The following is a 12,944-nucleotide window of genomic DNA, read 5'->3' as shown; positions in this document are numbered from 1 at the left end:
CCCCATCTCCCTAATGCCTCTTCCCGGCACCAAGATACAATTCACCGACTTTGGGATCGTTCAACAAGTCTTGACCGGCGCCTGTGATAGCATCGCGTCCAGATTCTAAGACATAACCCCGATCAGCCATTTCTAAGGCTTTACGAGCGTTTTGCTCTACTAGTACGATCGCTGTACCACTTTGATTAATTTGTTTAATCTGCTCGAATACTTGCGTTACCAAAATAGGAGATAATGCTGCTGAAGGTTCATCTAATAGCAGCAAACTCGGTTCTAACATCAAAGCTTTGCCCATAGCTAGCATTTGACGTTCTCCACCAGAAAGTGTACCAGCACGTTGACGACGGCGATCGCTTAATCTGGGAAACATGCTAAATATTTTATCTTTCAACGGCTTTAAAGCAACATTGCGGACAAAAGCACCCATTTCTAGATTCTCTTCCACGCTGAGGGAGGGGAAAACGTTGGCGATTTGCGGTACGTAGCACATTCCCCGCTGGACGATTTGATTTGACTTTAGTCCGGCAATATTTTCACCTTTGAAGGTGATTGTACCTGTATGAGGTGTCAAAAGTCCAAAAATCGTTTTTGCCAAGGTGGATTTACCAGCACCGTTGGGACCAATTACTGTAACTAATTCCCCCGCTTCCACCCGAAAATTTACACCTTGCAGAATATCCACGTCTTTAATATATCCAGCGCGGACATCGTTAACTTCTAATAAATAGTCATTAGTCATTGGGCAAAAGTCAAGAGTCAAGAGTCAACAGTCAAGAGTCAAAAGTCAAATAACTATTGACTATGGACTCTGGACTAATAACTATTATGGTGTTTTTTGCAAATCCGGTCTTTCTTCGGGAACGATCGCTCCTTCTACCGGGCATACTTGAAGACATATACCACAGTCAATGCAGGTAGCAAAGTCAATCCAATACCAATCTGTTCCTTTGGTATTTTTGCCCGGTCCCGGATGAATGCAAGCTACTGGACAAGCATCGACGCAATCTGCGACACCTTCACAAACATTAGTAACAATAGTATGTGGCATAATTCCCCTCTTTGGATCGCTCATAGCTGTATTGAATCAGCTATTTATAGCCTAGCAACAATACTTAATCATCAATCCAAAGTCCAGGATCTAAAGTCCAAAGTCCAAAGTCCAAAATCCAAAGTCAAAGATATTTTGACTCTTGACCCTTGACTCTTGACCCTTGACCCTTGACTATTGACCCTTGACTATTGACCCTTGACTATTGACTCTTGACCATTGACTCAATTCTCGGCGATCCATCAGCCTTAATCCAGACAATTTGGGCAATTTGGCGATCGCGTACATATTCGCGAATTGCTTCTGCGTCACGTTCCCCCAAGTCGATTTCTACCCGCACCAAATCTGTAGAATCTCGGAGTTTTTGCGCGTAAGCAAATGCCGCTGCGTAAGCATTTGCTGTTTCTGGTACTACCAAATAATTGCTGGCTGGGGTGACTTGCGGTAAATACTTATTTAATAACAAAATTTGGTATAAATCTTCGATATTGAGTGCAAAGCCAATTCCGGGGATATTTTCGCCTTGGGGATGATATAGTCCCAAAAGCTGGTCGTAGCGACCACCCCGCCCTAAAACCCGCGCTTGCGTTTCGGTATCGCTGACAACTTCAAACACAATGCCGGTGTAATAATCTATAGTTTGAATCAGGCTGAGGTCAAGAATTAACGGTAAATCCCCTTTGGATTCTAATAATTCTACCAGAGATTTGAGATGATTTACCGCCGTTTGTTGTTCGGCATCTAATCCCAAATTGCTGACTTTTTCCAAAACATCTGCTGGGTTTCCGCGCAAATCTAAGATGATTCTGGCGCGTTGTTTGAGTTCATCGCTCAAGGGTAAACTGTCGAGAGCGATACGATCTAAATTAGCGATCGCACTTCTGACTGTAGCTTGTAGATTTGGGGGAAAAGCCGATAAAAGCGATCGCGTGATTCCCGCTTCGCCTAAAATTAAATGCCAATGTGAAATTGAAAGTGCTTGCAGACAATCAGCCACTAACAACAGCACTTCTGCATTTCCTAACAATCCCCCACCACCAAGCAACTCTACCCCAGCTTGATAAAATTCTTGCTGGCGATTGTGCCTGCTTTCTGTGGTGCGGCGAAACACATTGGCATTATAATACAAGCGTTGCGGATAAGTAACACCAGCCATGCGTGTTACAGCGGTACGCGCAATTGAGGCTGTGAGTTCTGGACGCAAGCCTAATTCTTCATCTTCGGAATTTTGCAGTTGAATCACTCTTTTGCGATCGATTGCTTCTCCCGCCATGAGAGTATCCATGCGTTCTAAAGTTGAGGTGATAATCCTGTGATATCCCCAACGGTGAAACACTTGTTCTAACCTATCTTCAATCCAGCGTTTTTGAGCTACATCTAAGGGTAATAAATCCCTTGCACCCGCTGCTGGTTGATACACCATTATTTTTTCTTCCCACCAAACAAACCGCCAAATAAACCACCATTGCCAGATTTATCTGGTTGCTTACCCCCATTTGAGGATGAAGCCACTTTAGAACTACCTGGTTTTTGTCCCAAAGCCTGTTCTAGTACGCGTTTACCCTTCAATGCGGTTTCATCATTGGGGTCTAGTTGCAGAGCGCGGTCAAAGTGAACCTTTGCCATTGTGCTTTGATTTTGCTTCAAATACACCACTCCAATCAAGCTATGACAGCGACTATTATTAGGCTCTAGTTTTATGGCATCTTGCAATTCTACCCTAGCTTGTGCCAATTGATTTTTTCCGAGCAATTCTTGGGCGCGACGCAAATACTGAATTGCCACAGAATCTTCTTTTGGTGGTGCTGGTGGGGCAGGAGGAGGTGTATTAGTAGCTTTATTTGGGGTAGGTACACTTGTGTTAATTTTGCTTTGGGTTGCTTGCTGGGAAGCTGCAAATGATTTACCCGCAGTCCGCATTAAGTAAACTAAATTTAACTCACTGACATAAGCAACGATTTGTAGGACTTTTTCTAAAGAGTCATATTGAGTTTCGGCAATTTTAGCGATCGCACTTTTGTATACATGATCCACATTTGGTACACTAGCTAACTGCCTAGCCAAATCGGTGTTCAGTTCCACCGAAGACGATTCTTGTACCAAGCGTTTGCCCATTTGCGACAAAACTACCATATATTCTGTGCGCGTGCGATCGGCTGAGAGTTTTTCATAAGCAGGATTAACCCACTTTGATAACAACTCAGTAGCTAGTTGTTTCTCAGCAGCGCTAGCGCTAGCATTACTATCAGGGTGCAGACGACGAGCGATTTTCAGATAGCGTTTGCGAATATCTTTTACATCCGCATCCACCGTAACGCACAAAACTGCGTGATAATCTGTGAAATCATATTTAAACAGTCCACGATCTATTTTCCAAGACATATAGAGAGAAGCTTTGCACCAAGCAGTCCATTAGATTTTACTAGTGTACTTTGCTTCTGAGAAATGGCTATAAATTTAACACTCTTGGGGAGTGGGGAGTGGGGAATGGGGAGTGGGGAGTTAGGAGTTAGGAGTTAGGAGTTAGGAGTGGGGAGTTAGGAGTTAGGAGTTAGGAGTTAGGAGTTAGGAGTCAAAATTTACCTCTGTCCCCCTTGTCTCCTTGTCCCCCTTCTCCCCCACTCCCCCACTCCCCCACTCCCCCACTCCCCCACTCCCCCACTCCCCTCATCCCCACGCTGACAAAGGGGGAACTTGCTGTAATTCCTGACTTAGCTGGTCGTGGATGTGACCGTTAGTGGCAAGAATTCTACCTGACTCAATTTTTAAAGGAGTGCGATCGTAAGCTGTGACTTTACCGCCGGCTTCTTGTAGTAAAATAATGCCAGCGGTAATATCCCAAGGTGAAAGACCTCTTTCCCAATAGCCATCTAAACGTCCGCAGGCGACATGTGCTAAATCTAAAGATGCGGAACCACTGCGCCTAACTCCTTGGGTTAGATGGGTGAGGTGACAAAATTCGGCATAATTATTATCGGATGTTTCGCGGCGATCGTAAGCAAATCCGCTAACTAACAAACTTTTACTTAATTCAGCGGTTTCGGAAACTTTGATCGGACGACGGTTGCGCGTTGCTCCTAAACCCGTGGCTGCACGGTATAATTCATCGTGGAATGGGTCGTAAATTACACCAACTTGCGGAACACCATTAATTAACAGCCCAATGGAAACTGCAAAAAATGGATATTGATGAGCGTAGTTAGTTGTACCATCTAAAGGGTCGATCGCCCAAAGATATTCATTGTCTTGATTTCCTAACTTACCTGATTCTTCCGCTAAAATAGAGTGTTCTGGAAAGTGGCGACGCAAAATATCCAAAATTACCACTTCGGAAGCTTTATCAGCAGCGGTGACTAAATCACCAGGGCGTCCTTTTTCGGTAACTGCGTCTTCTAACTTACCCAAGTAACCTTGCAAAACCGCACCGGCAGCTAATGCTGCTTCTGTAGCAATATCTAGGAAAATTTGCATATCTAGTTTATTTTTTACTGAACTTGTGGATTAGCGATCGCCGGATTATTGATAAACGATTCATCCGTTAAACTTCGCAGAAACTCTAACAAATCTTGCTTTTCCTGTTGAGTCAATTTAAACCCAGAAATAAAGTTACTTTTGAATGGGTTTTTACTTCCTACCCCACTATCAATAGTTCTACCACCAGCTGCGTAGTGGTCGATAACTTCTTCTAAAGTAGGAATACTGCCATCATGCATATACGGAGCAGTCAAAGCAATATTTCTTAATGTGGGCGCTTTAAATCGACCCATATCCGACGGTTTATGTGTAATCTCATACACTCCAGTATTATTAGGTGGATATGCTCCTTTACCATCAATATTGTAAAGTCCTGTGTTGTGAAAAGCAATTTCCAAGGGACGCCAAACGTTCATGTTTGATTGAGTCGCTGAAGTTGAAGCCACCGTGACAGTGGAAACATTCTAAGCGATCGCTATTAAACAGTGTCTCACCTCGCTTCGCCGCTGCTGAGATAGCATTTTTATCATTACCATAACGGTAACGGTCATAGGGGGAGTTGGCAGAAATCAAACTGCGTTCAAATGAAGCTAAAGCTTTTGTGAGGTTTTTGAGATTAATGTTACTATCTCCTTTATCAAAGGCTGCGGCAAACAACTTTTGATAATTAGGGTCTTCTCGCAACATCTGCAAAATATCATTTTCCTTTCCTGTCAAACCCATTTCTACGGGATGTTCGCCAAACATCGGTATCAATGCTTGCACCTCTAGCTTTTTCATCCCTGGATGTGCCCAAGTGAAAACGGAGTTGTAAGCTATATTTACCAGACTCATTGAATTTCGCGGGTGATTTTCTTGGGTTGCACCCACAGCGATCGCTTTACCATCGGTGAAAGCTAGCTTTTGAATGTGGCAGGAAGCACAAGAAAATTCCCCATTAATAGAAAGGCGTTTTTCATAAAAGAGATAACGACCGAGTTCCACTTTTTCTGCCGTCATCGGGTTATCAGCAGGTATAACTGGCTTTGGCATCCAAGACGGGATATTCCAGACGTAAGCAGTGTTTGGTGCTGACAAAACTTTACTCAGACCGATAGATAAGCAGAATGTTAGTGCGAAAATCACTGTTAAAGCAAACCAGCGTTTCCACTTAAAAATCATGTGCTTTACTCAACTCGAAAAAAAGTTGGTTTTGGTGAGATGCCATTAAAAGGTATACCAAAGCTTGCCATAATGCCAGCGCAGTCATTGTCATTAGGTTCTGACATACATCCAGGTGATGTATTTGGCTGATTTTGGTTGAGATTTGTGCTTGCTAGCAGTCTAGCTATATCAGCAACAACGATGTTTTTGGCTGGATTAAAGTTAGTAAAGGTGATAGTTGATGTGTTGGGATTGCTACATTCTGTTGCGGGTTTTTGGGTAGAAGTTTCTGCTTGACAACCGGTGCTACCTAAATGGATGAGAAAGCCGTTGCCATTTTCTTTATCATTATGTTGGTGCTGCTTGTGCATGGTTGCTTGGGCAGTACGTTGATTTTCAAAATCGATGCGAGCAAACTTGTATCCAAAACGCCAATTCCACCATAATGAGGTGAGATTTAAAGGTGAAGGGGCAAGGGTGGAGTCTTCATGATTCAGGTTAGAGGGAACACCCAAGGTAAATTTTAAGCCTTTGTAATTGCCTTTGGGAATTGTACCGATAACGCGATCGCTCGTTTCAATTGTACCATTAACGCAACCACCAGTTTTATTTTCAAAGTCGATGAGAGCGACGTTTTGATATTGCCATTTACCATCTTGCTTGAGGTTGAGGGGAACAGCTTTACCATTAGCATCAATCAGCGCAATGTCAGAAACGTAAAAGCGGAAATCTAAAGCAGTAACAGTTTTAGCAGGTTTGCCTAATTGATAACTAGTGCCACAACTAAAGGCATTATTACCGACCTTACCCGCAAATTTGATTGTAACTTCTTCGGGTTGAGAGGCGATCGCTTCTTTGGACTGAGTATTTAAGAATGGGATTGTTATTAAAATCGCCCAAATAAACTTTACATTTAATTTCATGGCAATTCAGACTAATGTGAAAATTCGTAGTGAGCGATTTATCGCTCAATTTCAAGCGATAAATCGCTTACTACAACTGTTAATTACACCCATATCATTCATCGCCATCTTTTGTCAAAAGACAACTTGTCTTAGTACAAAATTGCCCAAATTCATCACAAAAAACTCTGTGTGACTCTGCGCTGACTCTGCGCTTCTCTGCGTTGAAAAACACTCTTTTTTTAGCAAGTTTTTAATTAAAGAGTCTGTTTAACGATTTTGACGGCGAAACTCACCCGGAGTCAGACGCATGGGTTTTTCCGGGTTCCAAATGCCTTGTTGCATGAGTCTAGCCCATTGTTGAGCGCGATCTAAAAGTTGGTCGTATTTATGATTAGGCGATCGCGCAACAAACAGCACATTCCCTTGTTTGACTAGCCGTTCATTCAAGAACACCTTATCTTTCCACACATAAGCCAAAGTCCGCCCGATTTTGTCTTTGGCTTGGATGTCAAATTCCAGCTTGACATATTGTTCTGCACCACCAATCATCGTTTCTAACGTATCTTTCGCCGTATCTCCCCACGGACGCTGGCGCAAATCTGGTGCTTCTATACCAACCAACCGTACCTGAGAAATCAAATTGGGTTGCTCTGCCAAGCCTAGCACCTCCAACGTCTGCCCGCTCACCACCCGCGCCACTTTCACCAACGGCTGATTGTCAGCAAGCGGGGTTTTAGGTTGACAACCCACTAGAAGTAACAGGCAAGCTAAAATTATGATTTTAATCATTGGTTAATTGTTAGTGGTTATTGGTTAGTGGTTATTGGTTAATTGATGTTAGTGGTTAGTATTTGTAGGGTGCCTTACGGATTTCATCCTAACGCACCCTACGTATATTTCTTATCAATTAACAAATAACAACCCTTCGGGTTCACCACTTGCTACAACGGGGGGAACCCCCGCAACGCAGTGGTTCACCATCAACTAACAATTAACAATCATCAACTAACTACTATCAACTAACAACTCCTTAATCTTCATCTAAAGGTAAACCCGCTTTAACTTTACCTCTTGCAAAATAGCGTCCAAATTGAAGTTCATAAACTTCGTCTTCGTCTTGTGTCTCCACGTACAAATCAGAACGTGCGTAACTGACACACAACAGCGCATAACCTTGACGCTGCAACTCTGGGGAAAGTCCGATCGCCTCCGGTTGATAAATTTCTCCTGACAGCACTCGCACAGCACAAGTAGTACAAGCACCATTTCGGCACAAAAACGGCAGTTCTACCCCTTGTTTTTCGCCACTGTGCAGAATGTAGCGGTCTTCTGGCACTTCTAGGGTGTATTCTTTACCAGAAGCGCGATCGCGAACTTTAATTGTGTATGTACGAGACATCTTGATTTGGGATTGGGTAATTGGTAATTGGTAATAGGGCATTGGGCATAGGGCATAGGGCATTGGGCATAGGGCATTGGGCATAGGGCATTGGGCATCGGTAAGAAAGAAGAAATATTTCTCCCCCTGCCCCCCTGCCCGATTACCCATTCCCCATTCCCCCCTTCGGGGTTCGCCAGTCGCTCATGGGGGAGACCCCCAAGACCGCGCTGGCTCACCATTCCCCATTCCCCCCTTCGGGGTTCGCCAGTCGCTCATGGGGGAGACCCCCAAGACCGCGCTGGCTCACCATTCCCCATTACCCACTCCCCATTCCCAAAAAAATATCTTTGCATCTTTTGGGATTCTATAGTATTATTATAAATTGTGGCATCTGGAGAGATGGCCGAGTGGTTGAAGGCGCAGCACTGGAAATGCTGTTTAGGGCAACTTAACCAGGGTTCGAATCCCTGTCTCTCCGTTTTTCTTACAGTAGTATATGGCTTTCAACCATTTTTGTTCAGTCTATAAATGATTGAATGGTTGAATAAGGAAAAATTATAAATATTGATAGAGATACCTTGTTCATTTTACTTAAAGTAATTACTTTAAGTAAAATCATCATCACTATCCTCTAATTCACTCAAAGCCTTTGCTATAGCCTGCCTCACAAACTCAGGGTAATTATCAACAGATTTTAGTTTCACGTACATTGACGTTGATACTCGCACGTTAATTTGTTTTACTAATGGTTCATCCCTATCGGTAGTAAATGGCTTTAAACTTTCTGGGTTCCCTTTGGGGTTAGGCATTAATTAAGAATTGTAAATATTAGTTTAAACAGGAGTTAGCATGTGGATTAATGATTAATTGGCAGGGTAAAACTTTGGACGGTGAACCCCTGCCAATATCCACCTTTTTAAAATGGACAATTCCATGTTTACACGTTCTGAACTAGAAATCAAAACCCTTGGGGATTCACAAACAATAGACAAAAATGGACAGCCTTCATCCGAAAATGTCGTGGGGTATCGAGGATCTAGTAAACAAGGCTGTCCATTTTTGTCCACGTTCATTCCAAGGGAACTAAAAGGACTCTGCAAGCAGTATGGACTTAAACCACTGGGAAACCCTGCTTATAAAACTGCTTGGATTGATGCTTTGCTGACGTTTGCGGATATTGCGTTGCGTCAGATGAAGGAAGGGGAAGGATTGACAAGAATGAGCTTTAAAGGCTATCAGGACTTAGGACAAGCGTTGGATCAGATGGGACAACCTACAGATCAGCAAGCGGCATTAATTAAAGCAACGATGCAAGGCAAGCGTTTAGAGTATCCTCAACGTTATGACCAAGAAGCATTGCTTAATTTGCACAAAGCTAAGATGCACTTGGAACAAACGCTCGATTTGTTGAACATTTAGGCATTGTTGTAGTCTCAATATAAGCGCGATCGCACGCCCATATAACTTGCGTTTATCCTGGGCGATACTCTTACAGAGTCACTTTGTGAACGCGCTTATATATGAAAGCGCCAAATTTTTATGCGATCGCTTCAAAGCGGGCGCTTCAAGTGAGCCGAACATTAAAATGTTCGGCTTTCCCGTATGTATTATTACTACTTATTTCCTCTACTAAGTTGTTAAAATTATCACTAACATCAATCATGTAGGAATGACAATAATTGATGTCATCCCAAATATAATATTGTAAAAAAGCATGTCCGACGTAATTCTACATTCCCAAACTTCTTATTTGCATAACTTTTTAGAACCATATGAATTTTTTATAAATAGTTTAATAACACGGCTGACAGACTTTGTAAATAATAGTTCAACTAATGATGTAGCAAATTGCATCTTAGAAATAATTCAAGATTCATCTGACGCAGATTTGGTTTTTGTATTACGCGATCGCGGTCAAGAAAACTGGCTTGTTAAAGCACAAAGCAATTTAGCTGAAGATATAGAACCAGATACAGATATTGAAACTTTCAAATCAATAATTTTGCCGATTATTTCGGATAAATCAGTATTTTATCCCGGTCATCATGGAAGTTATAAAATCTATGAAACTAAAAAAGGTATTGTTAAAGCTCTTGTTATAATACCGCTGCAATCATCACAAAAAACTGAAGTTATGGTTGTTTGCGGTTTAAAACAAGATTCATATCTTTTAGAAGATGCATTCGGCAGAATTTTATCAAGTTTTTATCAAGCTTGTCAGAAAATACCACTTCACCCTGCATTAGTCGAAGCTACTATTATTGATGATTTAAAGAGAGATTTTGGCTTTGTTTCTGCATCTTTACATCAAAAAAGATTTCAATTATTCTGCGAACGTCTGCAACGAATGATTGTATTCTTTGAACCAGTACTGCATTTAGATTCAGAAGACTTATTTATTAGCGGTTGGGAAGCCTTAGCAAGAAATCCAGATAGCTTAACCGCACCTTCAGATTTATTTGAAGCCGCAGAGTTGTGGCGGCATGATTTCATGGTTGAACTTGACCGATATTTTCTAATAGTTGCCACAAAAACTTATCTAGAGGCTAGACAAAAAGCAAAACAAAATCGTTCCCATGAAATTGTACCATTATCAGTTAATGTTTATCCAGAATCTTTGATGCAGACAGCATACTTTGAAACAGTACGTCATATTATCAAAGATAAAGTTATTTCCCCAAGAAATCTTATATTAGAAATTTCTGAAAAAGCCGAAGTCCCACATTATAAAGATGGTATTCGCCTCAAGTATCCTTTGAAAACTTTCAAAAATAGACTGTTAGAATATGTACGCAAATTTCAGATTAAATTTGCCATTGATGATTTTGGAGTCGGCTATTCTTCAGTCTCTCGTTTAGCCGGATTGAATCCATGTCATGTGAAAATTGACCGAGAGATTCTGCATCATCAACCATGTGATATTATTATTCGCTTTGTTCACGAACTTGTAGGAGCAAATAATTTAAATCCATCAAATGTAATAGTCGAAGGTGTGGATGAGGCTAGTCCCATAAGCTTGCAGAGACTCAAAGAGCTAGGTGTGAACTATATTCAAGGACATATTGTTGGTAAGCCAGAACCGGAAATTTATCGCCTTAGTTTGGAGAAAGCAGAGTTGTTGAGAAAGCTGCTTTTATCAAATCAAAGTTTGTAGTTTGTAGGGTGCGTTACGGCATTAGCTATAGCGCACCCTACACCTTTATACTGTATAAAAGATTTATATATTAAAAATTAGGCAAGCAAAATGGCGAAATATGCATTGCTGATTGGAATAAGCGAGTATCAGTCTAAGCCCTTAAAGCCGTTACCCGGTGTTGTTAAAGACATCGAAGCAATGCAGCGTGTTTTGCAGGATTCAAAGACAGGCGGGTTTGATGAAGTAAAATTGTTGCCTAATCCTGACTCAGACGCCATGCGATCGGAGATTGAGCAGTTATTTATGGAAAAATGTCAAACTGATGACATTGTGCTGCTCTATTTTTCTGGACATGGCTATAGAGATGAAGATGGGAATCTGTTTTTTGTTAGTCACAACACACAAATCAACCCTCAGGGGGGACTGAGGATTGGAACAGCTGTAGATGCTAAATTTATTCATGAACGTTACATGGGTCGCAGCAAGTCAAAACGACAAGTGTTAATTCTTGACTGCTGCTTTAGCGGTGCTTTTGCATCAGGTATGAGTGCAAAAGAAGCTGTTGTTGTCAGTATTAAGAATGAAATCGAAGCCCAATTAGGTGGTGAAGGCAGAGCTGTGTTAACCTCTTCAACAGCTGCACAAGTTTCGTTTGAAGATGCGGGAGGGGGAGTTTACACCCGCTATTTAGTAGAGGGGATTGAAAAAGGAGCAGCTGATAGTGACAACGATGGTGTAATTACAATAGATGAACTGCATGAATATGCCAAGCGTAAAGCGCAGGAATCAAAACCTGCGATGAAACCGGAAATTTATGCTGTTCAAGAAGGTTATAAAATACGTCTGGCGAATGCACCCCTTAGCTCAGAATTAGGATATCGTAAAGAAGTTGAAGAATGTGTGAAAAATGGTGCGTTCTCAGTTGAAAATAATAGTTTCTCGAATTTAGGACGCAAGCATTTAAATCGTAAGCAAACAGATTTTAAATTAAATTTAGAAGAAGCAGCAAAGATAGAAGAGGAAGTTCTTCAACCAATCCGTGAGTTTCAGCAGAGTTTGCAAGAATATGAAGAAACTCTAGCTGAGGCATTAGAAGATGAACCTGTTCTCAGTGATGGTGCTTGGGAAATTTTGAAGCGATATCAGCAAAGTCTCAAACTTAGAGATGAAGATGTTGCACCGATACACGATCGCTTAATTCCCGAACAGCCAATCTCGACAATCGACACTCCCCAGCAGCCAACTTTGACACCCGAACCTCAACAAACTGTATCCGATGAAGATGACATTACTTCAGAAAAAGGTATAGATTATAATAAGCTGCGCGACTTATTGAAGACAGGCAATTGGAAAGAAGCTGACTATGAAACTTACTTAGTGATGATTCAGGCTGTAGGGAAAAAGGAAAATGATTACTTTGAACGAGACGAACTATTAAACTTTCCCTGTACAGACCTACGCACGATTGATCGCCTTTGGGTAAAATATAGCAATGGGCGCTTTGGCTTCACTGTTCAGAAGCAAATTTACATCAGCATTGGCGGTAAGGATGACGGCGAGTATTATGAACAAGCCTGGGAATTGTTTGGCGATCGCGTCGGATGGAAAGTAGATAATAATTGGATTGATTCTCTAAATAATATTAAATTTGACACCTCTGCACCAGAAGGACATTTACCCTTTTGGGGTGCTGGGGAGTGGTTGGTGCTTTTTTTCTCTTCTGTTGTCTCTCGCATCGAGACTTGTAAACTGTAATATGCTAATAGACACGTCCGGAATATGATTTGGGTACAAAAAAATGGTATAAAGTAAAATTGACCTTCTACCAGCATCTAATTAAATGATTAGTATCTTTGA

14 protein-coding genes and 1 tRNA gene are annotated in these 12,944 nt (G+C 41.7%); 4 read left to right on the top strand and 11 right to left on the bottom strand.

Annotated elements, in window-relative coordinates:
- Positions 1 to 10 precede the first annotated feature (10 nt).
- The 10 genes from PI95_RS22325 to PI95_RS22285 all read right to left on the bottom strand — a co-directional run bounded on the left by PI95_RS22325 (position 11) and on the right by PI95_RS22285 (position 7,969).
- Positions 11 to 739 carry an ABC transporter ATP-binding protein gene (locus PI95_RS22325; RefSeq protein WP_039753207.1) on the bottom strand — a complete coding sequence of 243 codons (729 nt, stop codon included), beginning with the start codon at positions 737 to 739 and terminating at the stop codon, positions 11 to 13.
- 84 nt (positions 740 to 823) lie between these two features.
- Complete coding sequence (locus PI95_RS22320) at positions 824 to 1,048, bottom strand: ferredoxin family protein (protein ID WP_039753205.1); 225 nt, start codon at positions 1,046 to 1,048, stop codon at positions 824 to 826.
- Between the two features lie 202 nt (positions 1,049 to 1,250).
- A complete protein-coding gene (locus PI95_RS22315) occupies positions 1,251 to 2,471 on the bottom strand; it encodes an ATP phosphoribosyltransferase regulatory subunit (protein ID WP_039753203.1) in 1,221 nt (406 codons plus the stop codon).
- Positions 2,471 to 3,430: a J domain-containing protein gene (locus PI95_RS22310; protein ID WP_039753201.1), complete on the bottom strand. Its 960-nt coding sequence runs from the start codon at positions 3,428 to 3,430 to the stop codon at positions 2,471 to 2,473. Before PI95_RS22310 ends, PI95_RS22315 begins: the two co-directional genes overlap by 1 nt.
- A 285-nt stretch (positions 3,431 to 3,715) precedes the next feature.
- Positions 3,716 to 4,519: an inositol monophosphatase family protein gene (locus tag PI95_RS22305; RefSeq protein WP_039753200.1), complete on the bottom strand. Its 804-nt coding sequence runs from the start codon at positions 4,517 to 4,519 to the stop codon at positions 3,716 to 3,718.
- A 14-nt stretch (positions 4,520 to 4,533) separates the two neighbouring features.
- Positions 4,534 to 4,938, bottom strand: coding sequence for a c-type cytochrome (locus PI95_RS36140; RefSeq protein WP_236117152.1), 405 nt, complete (start codon positions 4,936 to 4,938; stop codon positions 4,534 to 4,536).
- Positions 4,880 to 5,683, bottom strand: coding sequence for a cytochrome c peroxidase (locus tag PI95_RS22300; protein WP_236117151.1), 804 nt, complete (start codon positions 5,681 to 5,683; stop codon positions 4,880 to 4,882). Before PI95_RS22300 ends, PI95_RS36140 begins: the two co-directional genes overlap by 59 nt.
- Positions 5,684 to 5,688: 5 nt before the next feature.
- The gene (locus PI95_RS22295) at positions 5,689 to 6,588 is read right to left on the bottom strand and encodes an MbnP family copper-binding protein (protein WP_039753198.1); all 900 of its coding nucleotides are present in this window, start codon (positions 6,586 to 6,588) and stop codon (positions 5,689 to 5,691) included.
- 249 nt (positions 6,589 to 6,837) lie between these two features.
- A complete protein-coding gene (locus PI95_RS22290; protein ID WP_039753197.1) occupies positions 6,838 to 7,359 on the bottom strand; it encodes a thermonuclease family protein in 522 nt (173 codons plus the stop codon).
- A 241-nt stretch (positions 7,360 to 7,600) separates the two neighbouring features.
- Positions 7,601 to 7,969 carry a 2Fe-2S iron-sulfur cluster-binding protein gene (locus PI95_RS22285; RefSeq protein WP_039753195.1) on the bottom strand — a complete coding sequence of 123 codons (369 nt, stop codon included), beginning with the start codon at positions 7,967 to 7,969 and terminating at the stop codon, positions 7,601 to 7,603.
- A gap of 375 nt (positions 7,970 to 8,344) precedes the next feature.
- Between PI95_RS22285 and PI95_RS22280 the strand changes: the two genes are divergently transcribed.
- Positions 8,345 to 8,429: transfer RNA gene (locus PI95_RS22280), tRNA-Ser, on the top strand.
- Positions 8,430 to 8,556: 127 nt separating this feature from the next.
- Here the strand turns inward: PI95_RS22280 and PI95_RS22275 are convergent.
- Positions 8,557 to 8,760, bottom strand: coding sequence for a hypothetical protein (locus tag PI95_RS22275; protein WP_039753194.1), 204 nt, complete (start codon positions 8,758 to 8,760; stop codon positions 8,557 to 8,559).
- A 124-nt stretch (positions 8,761 to 8,884) separates the two neighbouring features.
- Here PI95_RS22275 and PI95_RS22270 point away from each other — a divergent pair, with 124 nt between their 5' ends.
- The 3 genes from PI95_RS22270 (at position 8,885) to PI95_RS37250 (ending at position 12,842) form a co-directional block, all read left to right on the top strand.
- Positions 8,885 to 9,370 carry a hypothetical protein gene (locus PI95_RS22270; protein ID WP_236117150.1) on the top strand — a complete coding sequence of 162 codons (486 nt, stop codon included), beginning with the start codon at positions 8,885 to 8,887 and terminating at the stop codon, positions 9,368 to 9,370.
- A 295-nt stretch (positions 9,371 to 9,665) separates the two neighbouring features.
- Entirely contained in the window at positions 9,666 to 11,105 is a 1,440-nt protein-coding gene (locus PI95_RS22265; protein WP_163519095.1) for an EAL domain-containing protein, read from the top strand.
- A gap of 90 nt (positions 11,106 to 11,195) precedes the next feature.
- On the top strand, positions 11,196 to 12,842 hold the full coding sequence (locus PI95_RS37250) for a caspase, EACC1-associated type (protein WP_052325822.1): 1,647 nt from the start codon (positions 11,196 to 11,198) through the stop codon (positions 12,840 to 12,842).
- Positions 12,843 to 12,944 lie beyond the last annotated feature (102 nt).

It is taken from the genome of Hassallia byssoidea VB512170 (genome assembly GCF_000817785.2).
In the GTDB taxonomy this organism is placed as follows: Bacteria; Cyanobacteriota; Cyanobacteriia; order Cyanobacteriales; family Nostocaceae; genus Hassallia; species Hassallia carrinoi.
This window is presented reverse-complemented; position numbering and strand designations above follow the sequence as displayed.